The following is a 16,945-nucleotide window of genomic DNA, read 5'->3' as shown; positions in this document are numbered from 1 at the left end:
CGACCGGCGCTGGGAGGGGAGCGCGGCCCGGGCGATGGCGTTGCTATCGCCCGAGCGAGTTCGAGCACCGTGTCGAGTAGATGACACGGTTCCGGGCCTATCCCGCTCTGCGACAGTGCCTGGGGCGTTGATGGGGGTGTCCGGGGGTGTCCACCGTTCGACCAGCGTGACTGCGCTGCACGCGATCACGGTTTCGTGACGCTGGCCTCGCCGGAACGTGCGCGGGGTAGTCGGGCGATCGCGGTGGCGGCGATGGCCAGCGCGGCGGCCGTCAGCGCGGCGATGGCGGCGGGCTGTGAGGTGAATCCGTCGCCGGTGGTCCGCGCGACGGCGATCCATACGAGGCCCCAGACGATGGCTGCTGTGACGGTGAAGCGTCCGTGACCGGCGACGGCGAGGACGACGGCGACCAGGGCGACTGCGGTAAGGACGAGCACGGCCCAGGTATCGGCGCCGAGAGCGAACGGATCGATCTCGGCGGCGGCCAGGGCGGCGGCGATGTTGGCGACCACCGCGACGCAGACCCAGCCGAGGTATACGAACGCGGTGGCGTCGACGACGATCGCCTCGGCACGACTGGACGGCTTCGTGTTGGTCAGGATGTGAAACACGACGACCAGCACCGCGAGTAACGCGAGAATGGTCAAAACGCTGAGCCACAGTTGTTCGAACTGCACGCAGGCTATCCATGCGGCGTTGAGGATCATCGCCGCGGCGAGCCACCACCCGGCGCGGCGTTGCCGAGGATCGGTGCGGTGCGCGGGCAGTGCCTGCCAGATCGCGAGCGCGAGGAACCCGAGGTAGATCAGGGTCCAGATGGAGAACGCGGGCCCGCCGGGGGCCACTGCGGTGGCGTCGGCGGCGAGGGCGCCGTCGGCGACCTGGGAGATCGGGGTTCCCACCAGCGCCCCCGAGCCGATGATCGAACCCACGACCGCCGCCACCGCGGAGAGGATCACGACGAGCACACGGGCACCGTCGTGAGGGGATGATTCGATCGTTCCGCTCATGGTCACTCCTTTGCGGGAGAAAGTCCGTTGTCGAGGATAGGAACTTCAGGAGCGCCGTCTGCCGGTTTACGGAGACACGTTCGCAGGTTCTGAGGGCGGAGCCGTGACGGGCGGTACCGGTTTCGCCGCGCACGCGTTCGTCACGTGCGCGAGCAGGTAGAGCGGTGGTGGTTGTGGTGCCGGAGCGGGTGTGGCGTCGCGGTGGCGGGCCGGGACGCGGGTGCGTCGGGTGTGGCGGGTGCGCTCGGTTTCGGACATGCCACCCCAGATGCCGTAGGTCTCGGTGGTGGTGAGGGCGTGGGCGCGGCACTGTGCGAGTACGGGGCAGTCCTGGCAGATCTGTTTGGCGGCGCGCTCACGCCGGGCGCGGACGTTGCCGCGTTCACCGTCGGGGGAGAAGAACAGGTTGGTGTCGGTGCCGCGGCAGGACGCGCGGTGTGGCCAGTCCCGGTCGGGGGAGTGGTGGAAATGATCAGGCACAGCGGGGTGGGTCGCTTTCGGAGTGGTGCGGTGGGCCGATCCGTCGGTAAGGGCGGAGCGTGCGTGGCTGGCGGGCCTGGGCTTGTTGCCGCGGTGTGCCAGGCGGATCGGTGTGGGTTGGCGTGGCCTCCCGGGAAACAACCACGGTTGTAGCTTCTTCATCCGAAGGTGTTGTGCGACATGACCCCTCGACACATCGCGGTGTCACTTCTGATGCCCGGGAGGCGGCAGTCGGGTAGCGGCAGTGACAGACCTGGGTCCGGGACTGTGATCGGTACGACACCACGTCCGCAGGGCGTGTCGGTGCATTTGATGCCTGGGCTCGACATCGGTGGGACCGGGGCAACCCGGATGATCCACACTCTGTCACCTCTAAAGAGGTGGTAAAGGGTGTGCTATTGATGGTAGCGACACGGCGAACGATACCGAAGGGTATCGCTTGAAAGTAACTGGCATCACATCCGCCGTCCCGTCCTCTAGCGTCGTCGGCGACCGGCGTGGGCGCCTGATCCGCTACGATTCCCGCCAACCGTGTCATCGACGAACCGTGGCGCACCGCGGTCACTGATGCCCTCTTCGCCCGCGTCACACTCCTCTCACGGACGGGGATGAACCCGGCGGACAACCCTCCGCCGCTGGCGTCGCGACTGCATCGCGCTGAGGACCTGCTACCACTGGCCGCCACCACGCCAGCGGCCGAGAGCGACACCGCGCGACGCAAGAAACTGATGTTCGCGCCCGGGCTCAGCCACGACGCTCTCGCCCGCCGCCGAACGGTCCGGATCGACCCGACCACCAAGACGCCCGCCGGCGATACCCAGATCGTGCACCTCAGCCCCTCCCACGCCGAACCCGAGTAGGGGAGAGCGGAGCATCGGTCAACATGAAATTGACCTGGGGAAATGACACGTCCCCCATTTCGTGTCACGTCGAGAAGGGGACTTCATGAGCATCGAAAGCTGGCTGGCACTGGGGATCCTGGCGGTCGCGGGCGTAGGGGCCGCCCGTCTCGTTCTCTCCCGCAAGTGGCGGCACACCGCGCCCGAACGCAGAGTCCAGTACGTGCCGAGCGGGGACGCCTCCAACGAGGAGGCGCCACACTTTTCGCAGCATTCACAGATTCAAGAACAACGAATTGCCAAAGGGGGGGAGAGGCTTGTGAGCACGGCGGGCCGTGATCGTGGATTCCGGTGTCAGAGGCGAGGAGGAGGCTATGGCTATGACGGGCACCAATGAGGACACACCAATGACTCGGCGGCCTGCACGTCGGATCTCAGTGCTCCAGGCCATCACTGAAGGCATTCCGACGTCGTCACGGTGGGGACGCGTGGATGTCACCCCGCTGCAGATCGCGCAGCAGCAGCGGTCCATCCGGGCAACGCTCTCGATCTACCCGCCAGGCGTGACGTCGCGCGAGCGAACCTTGATGCATCTGCGCAAGCTCGGAACGACCTGGGTGGGACTCCTCGGATACCTGGCGGTCCTCGTCGTCGCTGGCATTGTCCTCGGGGTTCTCGGAGCTGCGATGGCAATTGCCGTGCTCATCGCGCTCTGGGCCGGCATCGCCCTGGCCACTTCCGGCGTCAACAAGGACACGCGATGCCTCCGCATCTACGCGCGGCCAGGAAGTGTAGGAGGGGAGATGGCCCGGCTGGAGGAGATTGCAACCGAACTCGATGCCCTCGACACGGCGAACCTTGATCCTGTGTCGTACGAAGCGGAATGGGGCCGCATCTATCGGCAGCTCGCATGATGACGAGGTGGGTCACCAGCGGTTCAGGAGCGCTACCCTTCCGCCACGACCGGCGTCCGTCTGGTCGCCGACGCGATGAAGTGACGAACGCAGAAATGCTTCTCGCTCGGCCCGGCCAGTTTTCTCCTCGGGGCCCTGGTGGGAGTTGTGATTGCCGGTAGCGTGATGCGAGTGGGCACACGTGAGCTGGGGTCGTGGACAGCGCACCTCGCCGACACCGCGATGGCCCGTCTGGACGAACGCCTGCCCTGATCCACCGCGGTCCCTCCAGACCGGGAGCGTCCGATGAGCGGAGCTGGGAATCGGCTGATCACGCCGATGCTGGCCACACCGGGTGAACCACCGGTGGAAATGGACGGGTGGGCAGCCGAAATGAAGTACGACGGCTTCCGCCTATTAGCTGGGGTCGGTGGCGCGCATCCGGTGCTGTGGACCCGCAACCTCAACGTTGTCACTTCCTCCTACCCGGAGGTGACCGAGGCGCTGACCGAGGCATTCGGTGGTCACGGGCGCATCGTCTTCGACGGTGAAATCGTCGCCCTCACGCAAGGTCGGCCTTCGTTCGCACGCCTGCAGAAGCGGGCGAACACCCTGCGCCCGACCACCACCCTGCGTCGGCAGGTACCGGTCACCTTCCTGCCGTTCGACGTGCTTTACCGGACTAGCGAACTCGGACACCCGCGACTTGTGTGGTTGTTGCTCCGCGACGCCCATTTTCGATGCGCATCGGCTGACTCTGGTTTGTTGGACGTCGACTGGCGCGTCCCCGGAGTCAACGGGTAGGGCTTTGGGCGCGCCCCCTCGGGTATGAACTCGCCTGCGACCGCTTCCGGTGTATCCCACCCGGTAGCTGGGTACAGCTGCACGACGGGGCAGCGGCGAGGCCATCAAGGAAGGGGGCGGGCGGGTGTGGGGTAAGCGCGACGGCTTCGTTGTCCATGACCGTGCGCCTTTCAATGCGGAACCGTCCCGGTCGGCACTTGCCGAGGGCGCGATCACCGCGATCGATACCTTCTACAGCCGCAATCACGGGCCCGTCCCGGACATCGAACGGCGGGAGTGGCGGCTGGTGGTCACGGGCCTGGTCGGGCAGGACCTGACCCTGACCTTCGACGAGCTGACCAGCCGATTCATCCCACGCAGTGTCGTGGCGACACTGCAGTGCGCCGGTAACGGCGGGCCGGTCTCGCCGAGGTCCGGGAAATCCCCGGCGAGGATCCGTGGGGTCCGTGTGCGACCTCGACCGCGGAGTGGCGGGGTGTTCGGCTGTGCGATGTGCTGGATGCGGCGGGCGCCCATACCGGTGACGACCTGCATGTGGCGTTCACCGCCCCGGATGTCTCCTCTCTGGCCGACCCGCCGCAGCCGTACGGCAGCTCGATCCCGGCGGCGAAGGCGCGGTCGGATGAGGTGCTGCTGGCGTGGGAGATGAACTCCGCACCGTTACCGCGGGTGCACGGCGGTCCGGTCCGGGTGGTGGTGCCCGGCTATATCGGTGCCCGCAGCGGCAAATGGGTCACCGGGATCACCGTGCAGCCGCACCCGTCGGACAACTACTTCCAGGCCACCGCCTACCGGATCCTGCCGCCCGACGCCGACCCGGACACCGCCGGCCCCGGGGACGGGATCTCGCTGTCTTCGGTCGCGTTGAACTGCGACATCCTCGAACCCGACGACGGTGCCACCGTGCCGGCCGGGCCGCTGACAGTGCGGGGTTATGCGTTCGCCGGCGACGACCGCGGCGTCGCCCGGGTCGATGTGTCTCTCGATGGTGGCCGCACGTGGTGTCAGGCGGACCTCGAGCCGGAGCAGAGCCCGTGGTCGTGGCGGCTGTGGTCGCTGTGCGCCACCGTTGCCGGTCCGGTGACGATCACCGCCCGGGCCTGGGACACCACCGGTGCCATGCAACCCGAATCTGCTGCGGCACTGTGGAATCCGAAGGGTTACGCCAACAATTCCTGGGCGCGGGTGCACCTGCACGCGAACTGACGTGGGCCTGCGCGGTGCGGTCGACACTTGCGCCCGGGTATACCCCCTGGGGTACGGTGGGGAAGTCCTCGGAGATACCCCCTCGGGTATGAAGGAGTTGGAGATGCGTGAGGTAGACCTCGATGAATTCGCCGTGCGCTGGGCCGACGGCGTTCCGGTCGTGGATGTGCGCGAGCGGTGGGAGTACGTCGACGGACACGTTCCGGGGGCGTTGCTGATGCCGCTCGGGCAACTCGCCGCCCGCACCGCGGAGATTCCCGCGGGGGAGGTCGTCTACGTGATCTGCGCGTCCGGCAACCGCAGCCGCGAGGGGGCCCGGATCGTCGAGGCCGCCGGCCGCGGCGCGGTCTCGGTCGCCGGGGGCACCTCCGGCTGGGCCGCCCACGGCCGGCCCCTCGACAGGGGCGACGGATCCTGAGCCCGTCACCTGCAGCAGACCCGCCGCCCGGACTGACCAGCACCTTCCCTCCGACATCACCTCGAGGAGCATTCGTATGACCCGCAGTACGGCATTGGGCGGCGACGCCCCGCCCGCCGACACGATCACCGCCGGTGGTGTCCTCGGCCGGATGGGCGCGGCCATGGCCGGGCACGCGAAATGGGTGTTCGGCATCTGGTTGATCCTGCTGGTCGTGCTCGGCGCCGCGGCGCCGTCGGTGTTCAGCTCCCTGGCCGGCGCCGGGTGGCAGGCCAACGGCTCCGAATCGGTGCAGGTCCGCGAACTCGCGCAGCAGCACTTCGGCGGCAACTCCTCCGCCGCCGTGCAGGTGGTGGTGCACTCGGACACCCAAACCATCGACGGCCCACAGATGCAACAGACGCTCGGCGAGGTCGGGGCCGTCTTCGCGGGCGACCCCCGGTTCGGCGCGGTGATCGCACCGCAGCCGGGGATGTCGATCAGCCCGGACGGGCACACCGGCATCCTGATCGCCGGCGCGAACGCGAGCACCGACGAGATGGTCAAGGCCGTCGACGACCACAAAGCCGCGCTGACCGCGCTGACCGGGGACGGGATCGAGGTGTACCCGACCGGGGCGTCCGCGCTGTGGAGCGATTTCAACAAGGCCAACCACGACGCGATGATTCAGGCCGAATTGTTCTCCTGGCCGGTGACGTTGGCGATCATGGTGCTCGCGTTCGGCTCGCTGGTCGCCGCTGGACTGCCCCTGCTGCTGACCCTGGCCGGGCTCGTCGCTTCGGCCGGTGGGCTGGTGTTGCTCAACGAGATCACCCCGATCTCGGTGTGGGCGATGAACTTCGCGATGATGTTCGCCCTCGCCCTCGGTATCGACTATGCACTGTTCATCGTCGCCCGGTTCCGGGACGCACTGACGAACGGCGGTGGCCCGCGAGCGGCGGTGGCCGAAACGATGGACACCGCGGGTAAGGCCGTGGTGCTGTCCGGAATCACGGTGCTGGTCAGCTTGTCTGCGGTGCTCCTGGTTCCCGCGCCGGCGGTGCGGACGATGGCGGTCGGGATCATGCTGGCGGTGTTCTTCGTGCTGGTGGCGTCGATGACGCTGCTGCCCGCGGTGCTGGGCGCACTCGGCGGCCGAGTCAACGCCGGGTCCCTGCCCTACGCCAAGCGGCAACAGCACCGTTCGCCGCGGTTCGCCGCCTGGGGTGAGCTGCTGCACCGACACCCGTGGCCGTTCGCGATCGGTTCCCTGCTGGTGCTGATCGCCCTGGCGGCCCCGGTGCTCGGGCTGAAGGTGGCGATGCCCTCGATCGAGGTCGTCCCCACCGATGCCCCGGTCCGCCAGGGCTACGAACTCGTCCAGGCCCAGATGGGTGAGGGCGCACCGGGGATGCTGCAGATCATCGGCCCCGCCGGCGAGGGCACCGATGCCGCCGCGGCGGCCGCGGCGACGGACGGCATCGCCATGGTCACCCCGCCGCAGCCTGCACCCGATGGCAGCGACTATGTGATGCTCCAAGCCATGCCGACCGTCGACCCTTCCGACGGGCAGATGGGCACGATTGTCGACGCCCTGCGCGCCGGCCTGCCCGACGGCGCGGTGGTCGGCGGGGCTCCGGCGGAGAACCTGGATCTGCAGCAGGCGCTGAACGACTACCTTCCGCTGATCGTCGGCATCATCCTGATTCTGGGGTTCGTGCTGTTGCTGGTGGCGTTGCAGGCCCCGTTGATCGCGGTCCTCGGCACGGTGGTCAGCCTGCTCTCGACCGCCGCCGCGTTCGGGGTCGCGAAGCTGATCTTCCAGGACGGTCACGGTGCGAGCCTGCTCGGTTTCACCCCGCAGGGCTTCCTGGACGGGTGGGGGCCGGTGTTCTTCTTCGCGATGATCTTCGCGATCGCCATGGACTACACCGTGTTCCTGCTGGCCACGGCGAAGGAGCACTATGAACGGTCGGGGGATCCGAAGGTCGCGCACGTCGACGGTCTGGCGCATTCGGGTCGGGTGATCTTCGCTGCGGCCGCGGTGATGGTGGCGGTGTTCTTCACCTTCGCCCTCGCGGATCCGTTGCCGCCGAAGGAGATGGGCATCATCCTCGGTGTCGCGGTGCTGCTCGATGCGGTGCTGATCCGGTTGGTGCTGCTGCCGGTGCTGTTGCGGTTGACCGGGCACGCCGCGTGGTGGTCACCGGCCTGGCTGCGCAAGGTCCTGCCGAACATCAGCTTCTCGCACTAAAGCGCCGGTGCGGGGTGGGCCGGCGCAGTCGGGCAACCCCCGAGACGATACCCCCGGGGGTACAGTGATAGGAGGTCTAGGAAAGGAAACCGCCATGGTCGGCGACGAAGACAGCATCGCATTGGTACTCAACCGGCTCCGCCGCGCCCACGGGCAGCTCGCCGGCGTGATTTCGATGATCGAGCAGGGCCGCGACTGCAAGGACGTCGTCACCCAGCTCGCCGCGGTCTCCCGCGCCCTGGACAAGGCCGGGTTCAAGATCGTCGCCACCGGCCTGCGCGAATGCCTGACCGGGGAAGCCCCGGAAGGCAAGGAGCCGATGACCGAGGCCGAGCTCGAGAAACTGTTCCTCGCGCTCGCCTGAGACACCCGTGCAGATCCACCGACCGGAGAGGCAACCATGACCGACGCACTGCACGCCCCCCGATGGACGATCGAGCGGGTGGTCCCGTTGCTGGCCGGCACGGTGGTGCTCGCGAGTCTGGCGCTGACACTGGTGTTCTCGTCGGGGTGGCTGCTGCTCACCGGGTTCGTCGGCGCCAACCTGCTGCTGTTCGGCGCGGTGGGATGGTGCCCGGCGAGCCTGCTGCTCCGGCGCCTCGGTGTGCCGCGCCGCACCGCGTCGTGTCCCGCCCCCGCGGGGCGCTGACCGGCGCCGACCGCCACCGCTCACCCCTAGTACTCGACGGAAAGGCAGAACACGCTCATGACACTCGCACTGTCGACCACCCTGCACACCTCGTTCGCCGACGCGGTGGACCGCACCCGCAAGGCCCTGGCCGATCAGGGTTTCGGTGTGCTCACCGAGATCGACATGAAGGCCACCCTGAAGGCGAAGCTGGGTGAGGACATGGAGGACTACCTGATCCTCGGTGCCTGCAATCCGCCGCTCGCGCACCGCGCGGTCACCGTGGACCGGCAGATCGGGCTGCTGCTGCCGTGCAACGTCGTCGTCCGCGCCGACCCGAATAATCCGGGTGCGGTGCTGATCGATGCGATGAACCCGCAGGTGATGGTCCAGGTGGCCGACCAACCCGGACTCGGCGGCGTCGCCGACGACGCCACCGCCGCATTGCAGGCCGCCATCGACTCCTTGGGCGCGGGCGCAGCGAAGGACTGACACCGCACCTGCCCATTCCCGTTGACGGAAAGGAGGATCGGTGACTCTGACCGTCGCGCTCGCCCTCGGAGCGATCATCGGCGTGCTGCTCGGACTCCTCGGCGGCGGCGGATCAATTCTGGCGGTCCCGGCCCTGGTCTTCGGCCTCGGACTGGGCCTCGAGGAGGCCATCCCGATCTCCCTGATCGTCATCGGTGTCGCCTCCCTCGTCGGAGCCATCCCGAAAATTCGGGAACACCAGGTGAATTGGCGCATGGCCGGGGTATTCGCCGCCTGCGGCATTCCCGCCACCTTCGCCGGCAGCGCGGTCGGGCGCCTGCTGCCGCAACCGGTGGTCATGATCGGTTTCGCCGCGGTGATGATCGTCGCCGGGATCCGGATGCTGATGGATCGTGGTGACACCGGCACCGCCTGCGAGGTCGGGGACTCGGGGATCGACTGGCGCCGCTGCGCCCCCCGATCCATCCCCGCCGCGGCCCTGGTGGGCTTTCTGACCGGCCTGTTCGGTGTCGGCGGCGGCTTCCTGATCATCCCCGCACTGGTGCTGATGCTCGGCCTCGAGATGCCGGTCGCGATCGGCACCTCCCTGGTCATCATCGTCGCGAACTCCGCGGCCGGTCTCATCTCACACCTGAGCGGCGCGAGCATCGACTGGGCGATCACCGCCGCGTTCGCCGGCACCGCGATCGCCGGGTCCCTGATCGCCAGTCATTTCGGCACCAGGGTCGACACCGACCGGCTGCAACGGTGGTTCGCTTATCTCGTCTTCGTCGTCGCCGCATATGTGCTGGTCGACACGATCCTTCTCCGCTGACGAGGGCGGGAGCCGACCACCACACCGTTTCACCTATGCCCTCCCGGGTATGCGAACACCAGAGAACATGTGAGGAAGGTACGAGAAATGGACGTGTCGATCATCGAGACCTCGAGCCTGGGCGATCGCAGCTACCTGATCAGCGACGGCGCCGTCGGCGTCGTCGTCGACCCGCAACGCGACATCGACCGGGTACTGGCCCTGGCCCGCGACCGCGGCGTGCGGATCACCCACGTCCTCGAAACCCACATCCACAACGACTACGTCACCGGCGGCCTCGAACTCTCCCGCACCACCGGCGCCGAGTACGTCGTCCCCACCGGTGACGACGTCGGCTATCAGCGGCGAGCCGTGTCCGACGGTGACCTCATCGACGCCGGCCCGATCCTCCTGCAGGTCCTGCACACCCCCGGCCACACCCACCACCACGTCAGCTACGTGCTGCGGGAGACCACCGGCGGCATCCGCGGCGTCTTCACCGGCGGATCGATGCTCTTCGGCACCACCGGCCGCACCGACCTCCTCGGCAAGGAGCACACCGAGGAACTGACCCACGCCCAGTACCACTCGGTGCGCCGCCTCGCCGACGAGCTGCCCCCGGACACCGAGGTGTACCCCACCCACGGGTTCGGCAGCTTCTGCGCCGCCACCCCCGCCACCGGGGACTCCTCCACCGTCGGCGAACAGAGCAAGACCAACCCGGCGCTGACCCGGGACGAGCAGAGCTACGTCGACGAACTCCTCGCCGGCCTCGCCGACTACCCCGCCTACTACGCCCACATGGGCGTGCTCAACACCGAAGGGCCGCCCCCGGTCGATTTGTCACTGCCCAAACCCGTCGACCCGGACGAGCTGCGCCGCCGCATCGAGGACGGCGAATGGGTGGTGGACCTGCGCGAGCGCACCGCCTTCGCCGCCGGCCACCTCGGCGGGACCCTCGGCTTCGAACTGTCGGACTCGTTCGTCACCTACCTCGGCTGGCTCTACACCTGGGGTGCACCTTTGACCCTGATCGGCGACAACGAAGACCAGGTCGCCGACGCCCGCCGCGAACTGGTCCGCATCGGCATCGACGACCTCGACGGCGCCGCGGTCGGCGAAATCCACACCCTCGTCGCCGGCACCGCACTGCGGTCCTACCGGGTAGCCGACTTCGCCGCCCTCTCAGAGGCGCTGCGCGAGAAGGACATCACCGTCCTCGACGTCCGGCAACGCAACGAATACGACGACAGCCACATCGACGGGGCGATCAACATTCCACTCCACGAACTCGCCGACCGACAGAGCACCCTCCCCAACCGCGAGATCTGGGTGCACTGCGCCTCCGGCTACCGCGCCTCCGTCGCCGCCTCGATGATCGACCGACCCGACCGCACCACCGTGCTGATCAACGACGAATTCGACAACGCAAACGACACCGACCTCACCAGCACCACCTAGCCGCCCGAACACCCCCGGGCGGGAACGTCTCCACCCATCGCCCGGGCACCGCCAGCAAGCGCCGACCCAAAGGATGAACGACATGGTCGCACCCCAACGTGAGACGACCGCCATCCCCGCCCGGGGAATCGGGTTGCCCGGCATCATCCTCGGCATCGGACTCGGCGGCTTCGTCGACGGGATCCTGCTGCACCAACTGCTGCAATGGCACCACATGCTCACCAGCACCGACACCGACAACGTCGGAATCGACACCTACCCGGCCGACACCGTGCACGGACTCGAGATCAACACCGTCTGGGACGGGCTGTTCCACACCTTCACCTGGCTGGCGGTCCTCATCGGCCTCGGGCTGCTGTACTCCCGCGTCACGCACTCGCACGGCCGGATCTGGGCGTCGCGGGTCCTCTGGGGATGGGTGCTGGTCGGCTGGGGCCTGTTCAACCTCGTCGAAGGCGTGATCGACCATCACCTCCTCGGCATCCACCACGTCCGCGGCGGCGACCACCAACTCTGGTGGGACCTCGGCTTCCTCGCCCTCGGGGCCGTCCTCGTCGCCGGCGGATGGCTGCTGCAACACAGCGCCGCACCGGCGCAACCGAGTGCGGACACCACCGCCCCGCGATGATCTCCGCACACGACGCGCACACCACCGGCACCCTCGGGTCGGGCACCGTCGTGGCCCTGCTCCTGATCGCCGCCGTGGCCGCCGGCTATCTCGTCCTCGCTGTGCGGCGGCGCCGCGAGGCCCGCGGCTGGAGCATCTGGCGGAGCGCCAGCTTTCTCACCGGCATCGCCCTGCTCGCGCTGGCCGTCACCCCAACCCTGTCCCCGTACCCGGTCGGCGACTTCCGCGGCCACATGCACCAACACCTGCTGCTGGGAATGTACGCACCACTCGGGTTGGTCCTCGGCGCACCGATCACCCTGCTGCTGCGTTCGATTCCACCGAGACACGGCCGCCCGATCGGCCGGGTGCTGCGGTCACGCCCGGCACATTTGCTCGCCCACCCCGTCGTGGCCCTGACCCTCTCCGTCGGCGGACTCGCCGCCCTGTACTTCACCCCGCTCTACACCGCGACCACCACCGACGAGGCCTTGCACCTGCTCGTGCACACCCATTTCCTGCTGGCCGGCTACCTGTTCGCCTGGGTCATCGCCGGCCCGGACCCCGCCCCCCACCGCCCGTCGGTCCCGGTCCGGCTGGTGGTGCTCGGTGTCGCGATCGCCGGACATGCCGTGATCTCCCAACTGATGTACGCCGGGCTCTTCGTCCAGATCCCCGTCCCACCCGACCAGCGTCAGGGAGCCGGGGAGCTGATGTACTACGGAGGCGACGTCGCCGAACTACTCCTCGCCGTCGCGCTGCTGCTCACCTGGCGGCCCGACCGTCATCGCCCAGCGCGCCCGACAGACCAGATCTCCGCGCCTACCGCAGCGACATGATCGTCCAGACGGATCACCCGACGCGGATCGCGCCGCGCCTCGCGCCTCGCGCCTCGCGCCTCGCGCCTCGCGCCTCGCGCCTCGCGCCTCGCGCCTCGCGCCTCGACAATCTCGCCCATTCTCGGCGCGATTTACGTCGAACTCGTACGAGTTCGACGTGCCGGATGACCGAGAATCGACGAACTCGCACGCTTTTGGCGCCTGGGGACACGGTGATGCTGCACCCGCAAGGGGTCTCGAAGTTCAAAATCAAAATTCTCTCCATCGATGAGGACGGCCATGCACTCATCGAGTCCTTGCTCGCCAGTCCGGGCACCTATCCGTTCAGCGTCCAGACGAAGTTTCTGGTCCCGGCCGATTCCTAGCAGTCAGCGGTCTCGTCCCGGCTGCGCTTCATCGACGCCCGCGGGATGCGTGGTCCGGGCACGAGAGGCCCGGTGCAACGGTCCATCCCGCTGCGGTGAGCCATCGTTCGACCGGCTTGGTCAGGTCGCAGTGCCGCGCCTCTTCTGCGAGCGCGCCGGCGAGGATGGGTCCGTCGCCACAAATGCTGCAGGCGATATCGAATGCCGGTTGCCCTGGTTCGCAGTGCCGACAGTGGTGTCGACTGATCAGCGTTCCACGGTGTTGGGGATCAGGATGAAGCCAGGTCACCGCGAGGTCGGCGCGTTGATGCGCTGCCTCGGCGCGAGTGGTGGGTTCGTGCCCGCACGTCGGGCAGATGCGAGAGGACCGAACAGGTGGCGTGGGCTCGGACGGCGCTGCATGTGGAGGTCGACGAGCCTTCTTGTCCAGATGCCCATACACCGTGGTCCGCGGCACTTTCAGCATGTCCGCGATCTGGACGACGGTGTGATCGCCTGCGTCGTACAGACGTTGGGCGAGTTCAATCTGGTCCGGGCTGAGCTTCGAAGGACGGCCACCCTTCCGGCCGCGGGCGCGGGCGGCGGCCAGTCCGTCACGGGTATTGGCGACGATCAGCTCGCGCTGGAACTCGGCCAGGACCGACAGCGTCCCGAACATGGCGCGGCCCTCTGCGGTGGCGGTATCGATGCCCTGCTCGAGGACCTTCAGACCGATGCCGCGCTCGCGCAGGTCGGCGCCGAGAGTGATCAGGTGCAACATCGACCGACCGAGCCGGTCCAGCCGCGTGATCACCAGGACGTCGTCCCCGCGGAGCCGCTGCAGCACCAGATCGAGTTGGGGACGTGAGGCCTTCGCCCCGCCCGCGTGGTCGATGTGGATGTTCTCGGCTGCCACGCCGGCGCGGCGCGGCGCATCGACCTGGTGGTCGGGGTGCTGGTCTGCGGTGGAGACCCGTGGCGTGGCCGATCATCATGTGTCGACAACACCCCGGCTGGGGTTTTTTGACATAGTTTCTCGGCACGGGCTGCCGACGCCCTTTCCGGGCGATTTTTGCATTTAGTAGCGGTTGACGGATAACCAACGATTCTCGACAGAATTGACCGTCACCCGGTGAAGCGATCCTGGTGAGTAGCATCGGAGTGGTAGTGCAGTGGCGGAGGGGCTCGCCATCCAACTGCGGAGTGATTCCGCCAACGGTCCCTACCTTCGCACGACGCATGCGCAAAGGTAGGTGCCCGCCATGACCCTCCATCGACACATCCCACGTTTTCTATGCACCCCGAAGCGGGTGGCGCTGGCCGGGGATTGGCACGCCAACACCGACTACGCAGTGGAAGCCATCGCGCACGCCCGCAGGCGCAACGCCGATGTGGTGATTCATCTCGGTGACTTCGGGTTCAACTTCAAGCCCGACTATCTGAACGCGCTCGACCGCGCGCTCGCCCAGCATCATCTGGTGCTCGGATTCGTCGACGGCAACCACGAGAACTTCGACTGGCTGCTGGCCCAGCCCGTCGCCGCGGACGGGTTGCGGTACCTGCGGCAGCGGATCGTGCACCTGCCGCGGGGCCTGAGGTGGCGGTGGGGGAACACCCGGTGTCTGGCCGTCGGTGGTGCGCATTCGATCGACACTTTCCTGCGGACGCCGCAGGTGACGTGGTGGCCGCAGGAGGAGATCACCGCTGAGCAGGCCCGCAGCATCACCGACGGCGGTCAGGGTGTGGATGCGATGTTCTGCCACGACTGCCCGGCGGGGATCGCGGTTCCCGGGATGGAGCGGGACCGATACGGGTTCCCTGCCGAGGCGGTCGCCGCCTCCGAACACCACCGTCAGGTGTTGCGCGGAATCGTCGACGGTGTGCAGCCGATCCGGTTGTGGCACGGTCATTTCCACCACCGCTATCAGGCGGTCCTCGACGGCGACGGATACCGGGCCGTGATCGACGGACTCGGCCGGGACAAGGACCCGATCGACAACAACATGGTCGTGGTGAACCTGGCTGCCCTCGGCAACCATCAGGCGGCCTCCCGCGACGGGCAGATCCGACCCGAACACGCAATCCTGTACCCCGAGGAGGAGGGCGAGCCCCCGACCCTGTCCGCCGTGCCCGGATGAGCCCAGAGGGCTGAACCGGGTCACCGGACCGCCGGGGCGGGATCGACTCACCCCCGCGAACGGTCAGGGCGGTTTCTGGTCATAGAGGTCGCGACGTGCCAGGCGCCGTCGGTAGGTGAGTTTGGTTCCGGCAGGCGGTGCGGTGCCCGATGTCGGTGAGAGTGGGATCCAGTGGGCCAGCAGGGCCTCGGTTGACCGCGTCGTGGGAGACCAGAACCGCCGGCCAGGTGTCGGCTCAGGTTATGCTCGTGGCGGCGATGGATCTCCGCCGAGACCGCCCTGCGAAGGGGTTGTCTGAACCGCCCCGGGCTGATGGCTCCTTTCCCTTTTGTGGAAGGAGTCTGCCCGTGGACGGTCGCCGCGACCCGAATCCCACCCTGCCGGTCGATCCCGACACCGCGCCTCGCACCCCGGGCCCGCTGCACGTGCGCCCGGCCGCGATCGCCGCGGTCGGTGCCGGCGGGCTGATCGGCGCCCCGCTGCGCTACCAGTTCGGGGTGTGGTTTCCCCAGGCCGCGGGTGGCTGGCCGGTGACCACGTTCGCGATCAACATAGTCGGGGCGTTCCTGCTCGGGCTTCTGCTCGAGGCACTGACCCGCCTCGGCCCGGACGACCGGTGGCGCCAACGCGTGCGCCTGGGGGTGGGCACCGGGGTCCTCGGCTCGTTCACCACCTACAGCACCCTCGCCGTCGACACCGATCTGCTGTTGCGTAGCCACCAGTGGTGGGAGGCCGGCAGCTACGCGGCCGGCACCGTGCTGGTGGGTTTGGTGGCCACCACCGCCGGGATCGCGGTCGGTGCGCAACTTCGGTCGCGGCGCACGGAGGCCGAGCGATGGTGATGTTGTGGATCGCCTGCGCAGGCAGTGCCGGGGCGATCGCCCGGTTCGTGATCGACGGGGCGATCAAACACCGGAAGGCGTCGGAATTCCCCTGGGCGACGGCGACGATCAACGTGACCGGGTCGCTGCTCCTCGGGTTCGTCACCGGCCTGATCCTCTTCCACGGTGTTCCGCGGGAAATTCAGCTGATTGTGGGTGTGGGCTTCTGCGGCGGGTACACCACCTTCAGCACCGCGAGTTTCGAGACCGTGCGGCTGATTCAACGCCAGAAATACGCCGCCGGGATCGCGAACGCGGTCGGCACCCTGACGGTGACTGTCATCGCCGGCGGTGCCGGTCTCGCTCTGGCTTCGGTGTGAGGAGAAGAGCAATGACCAAGAAGGAAAATCACCACGCCACCCGGGACAATCTGCGGGACTGGCGCACCCCGCTGCGCGTGGACGGACCCACCGCCCCGCAACCCGCGGTGTGCCATCTGGTCGTCGGCTTTGACCGGCATCCCGCCAGCCACGCCGCCCTGACCTACGCGATGGACCTCGCCGGCCGACTCGATGCTTTTCTGCACGTCGCCCACATCGTCGACGTCGACGACATGCCGGTCGAACCCGACCGCGACGACTGGGAACAACGCTTCGCCGACGCCGTCGAAGCCGAGCGCACCGAGGCCTGCACCATGCTGGCCACCCTGCCCGGGAACTGGACCTACTACTCGCGGGAAGGAAACCCGGCACAGCTGCTGACCACGATCGCCGAAGCCAACGACGCCCTGATGATCATCATCGGCACCTCCCGCGGCGGTGTGATGTCCCTGTTCGAGCGGTTCCTCGGCGAATCGGTGTCCTCGAAACTGGTCCACCACGCCCGCCGCCCCGTCCTGCTCGTCCCTGTTGCGGGGTGAGAGCGGTGCGTGGCCGACAT

The 16,945-nt window shown here is 68.0% G+C and carries 18 protein-coding genes and 3 pseudogenes; 18 read left to right on the top strand and 3 right to left on the bottom strand.

Features of this window, described 5'->3' with window-relative positions; all coding sequences use genetic code 11:
- Window positions 1-185: 185 nt before the first annotated feature.
- Window positions 186-1,010 carry a tryptophan-rich sensory protein gene (locus tag ROP_RS00230; RefSeq protein ID WP_012687315.1) on the bottom strand — a complete coding sequence of 275 codons (825 nt, stop codon included), beginning with the start codon at window positions 1,008-1,010 and terminating at the stop codon, window positions 186-188.
- A gap of 140 nt (window positions 1,011-1,150) precedes the next feature.
- Window positions 1,151-1,490 (bottom strand): annotated as a pseudogene (locus ROP_RS00225) (WhiB family transcriptional regulator).
- A gap of 608 nt (window positions 1,491-2,098) precedes the next feature.
- Between ROP_RS00225 and ROP_RS00220 the strand changes: the two are divergent.
- The 14 genes and pseudogenes from ROP_RS00220 to ROP_RS43790 all read left to right on the top strand — a co-directional run bounded on the left by ROP_RS00220 (window position 2,099) and on the right by ROP_RS43790 (window position 13,068).
- Window positions 2,099-2,350 carry a hypothetical protein gene (locus ROP_RS00220; RefSeq protein WP_005264372.1) on the top strand — a complete coding sequence of 84 codons (252 nt, stop codon included), beginning with the start codon at window positions 2,099-2,101 and terminating at the stop codon, window positions 2,348-2,350.
- A gap of 359 nt (window positions 2,351-2,709) precedes the next feature.
- A complete protein-coding gene (locus tag ROP_RS00215) occupies window positions 2,710-3,243 on the top strand; it encodes a DUF6611 family protein (protein ID WP_012687313.1) in 534 nt (177 codons plus the stop codon).
- Window positions 3,244-3,528: 285 nt separating this feature from the next.
- Window positions 3,529-3,897 (top strand): annotated as a pseudogene (locus tag ROP_RS00210) (hypothetical protein); the annotation flags it as partial.
- A gap of 232 nt (window positions 3,898-4,129) precedes the next feature.
- Window positions 4,130-5,232 (top strand): annotated as a pseudogene (locus ROP_RS45000) (sulfite oxidase).
- 103 nt (window positions 5,233-5,335) lie between these two features.
- Window positions 5,336-5,650: a rhodanese-like domain-containing protein gene (locus ROP_RS00200; RefSeq protein WP_005264366.1), complete on the top strand. Its 315-nt coding sequence runs from the start codon at window positions 5,336-5,338 to the stop codon at window positions 5,648-5,650.
- Between the two features lie 76 nt (window positions 5,651-5,726).
- Window positions 5,727-7,883, top strand: a complete 2,157-nt coding sequence (locus tag ROP_RS00195) for an MMPL family transporter (protein WP_012687308.1) — start codon at window positions 5,727-5,729, stop codon at window positions 7,881-7,883.
- A gap of 94 nt (window positions 7,884-7,977) precedes the next feature.
- The gene (locus tag ROP_RS00190; protein WP_005264363.1) at window positions 7,978-8,247 is read left to right on the top strand and encodes a metal-sensitive transcriptional regulator; all 270 of its coding nucleotides are present in this window, start codon (window positions 7,978-7,980) and stop codon (window positions 8,245-8,247) included.
- Window positions 8,248-8,283: 36 nt separating this feature from the next.
- Complete coding sequence (locus ROP_RS00185; RefSeq protein WP_012687307.1) at window positions 8,284-8,532, top strand: YgaP family membrane protein; 249 nt, start codon at window positions 8,284-8,286, stop codon at window positions 8,530-8,532.
- 57 nt (window positions 8,533-8,589) lie between these two features.
- The gene (locus ROP_RS00180; protein ID WP_012687306.1) at window positions 8,590-9,003 is read left to right on the top strand and encodes a DUF302 domain-containing protein; all 414 of its coding nucleotides are present in this window, start codon (window positions 8,590-8,592) and stop codon (window positions 9,001-9,003) included.
- A gap of 40 nt (window positions 9,004-9,043) precedes the next feature.
- The gene (locus tag ROP_RS00175; RefSeq protein WP_012687305.1) at window positions 9,044-9,817 is read left to right on the top strand and encodes a sulfite exporter TauE/SafE family protein; all 774 of its coding nucleotides are present in this window, start codon (window positions 9,044-9,046) and stop codon (window positions 9,815-9,817) included.
- Window positions 9,818-9,904: 87 nt separating this feature from the next.
- Complete coding sequence (locus ROP_RS00170) at window positions 9,905-11,257, top strand: MBL fold metallo-hydrolase (protein WP_012687304.1); 1,353 nt, start codon at window positions 9,905-9,907, stop codon at window positions 11,255-11,257.
- A gap of 82 nt (window positions 11,258-11,339) precedes the next feature.
- Window positions 11,340-11,885 (top strand): DUF2243 domain-containing protein, encoded by a 546-nt coding sequence (locus ROP_RS00165; RefSeq protein WP_012687303.1) that lies wholly within the window; start codon window positions 11,340-11,342, stop codon window positions 11,883-11,885.
- Window positions 11,882-12,703, top strand: a complete 822-nt coding sequence (locus ROP_RS00160) for a cytochrome c oxidase assembly protein (RefSeq protein WP_012687302.1) — start codon at window positions 11,882-11,884, stop codon at window positions 12,701-12,703. The genes ROP_RS00165 and ROP_RS00160 overlap by 4 nt, the downstream gene beginning before the upstream one ends.
- Entirely contained in the window at window positions 12,700-13,068 is a 369-nt protein-coding gene (locus tag ROP_RS43790; RefSeq protein WP_197535782.1) for a hypothetical protein, read from the top strand. The genes ROP_RS00160 and ROP_RS43790 overlap by 4 nt, the downstream gene beginning before the upstream one ends.
- A gap of 28 nt (window positions 13,069-13,096) precedes the next feature.
- On the opposite strand, the gene ROP_RS00155 is transcribed toward ROP_RS43790, so the two are convergent.
- Window positions 13,097-13,963, bottom strand: coding sequence for a recombinase family protein (locus ROP_RS00155; protein WP_012687300.1), 867 nt, complete (start codon window positions 13,961-13,963; stop codon window positions 13,097-13,099).
- A gap of 346 nt (window positions 13,964-14,309) precedes the next feature.
- Between ROP_RS00155 and ROP_RS00150 the strand changes: the two genes are divergently transcribed.
- The 4 genes from ROP_RS00150 (at window position 14,310) to ROP_RS00135 (ending at window position 16,925) form a co-directional block, all read left to right on the top strand.
- Window positions 14,310-15,185, top strand: a complete 876-nt coding sequence (locus ROP_RS00150) for a metallophosphoesterase family protein (RefSeq protein WP_012687299.1) — start codon at window positions 14,310-14,312, stop codon at window positions 15,183-15,185.
- Window positions 15,186-15,532: 347 nt separating this feature from the next.
- The gene (locus ROP_RS00145; RefSeq protein WP_012687298.1) at window positions 15,533-16,027 is read left to right on the top strand and encodes a fluoride efflux transporter FluC; all 495 of its coding nucleotides are present in this window, start codon (window positions 15,533-15,535) and stop codon (window positions 16,025-16,027) included.
- Window positions 16,021-16,386 (top strand): fluoride efflux transporter CrcB, encoded by a 366-nt coding sequence (gene crcB / locus ROP_RS00140; protein WP_012687297.1) that lies wholly within the window; start codon window positions 16,021-16,023, stop codon window positions 16,384-16,386. Before ROP_RS00145 ends, crcB begins: the two co-directional genes overlap by 7 nt.
- 11 nt (window positions 16,387-16,397) lie before the next feature.
- Window positions 16,398-16,925: a universal stress protein gene (locus tag ROP_RS00135; RefSeq protein WP_012687296.1), complete on the top strand. Its 528-nt coding sequence runs from the start codon at window positions 16,398-16,400 to the stop codon at window positions 16,923-16,925.
- The last annotated feature ends 20 nt before the right edge of the window (window positions 16,926-16,945 follow it).

The sequence above is a fragment of the Rhodococcus opacus B4 genome (assembly GCF_000010805.1).
In the GTDB taxonomy this organism is placed as follows: domain Bacteria; phylum Actinomycetota; class Actinomycetes; order Mycobacteriales; family Mycobacteriaceae; genus Rhodococcus_F; species Rhodococcus_F opacus_C.
Note: the sequence above shows the minus strand (reverse complement) of the source record. Positions and strands in the feature narration are given on the sequence as shown.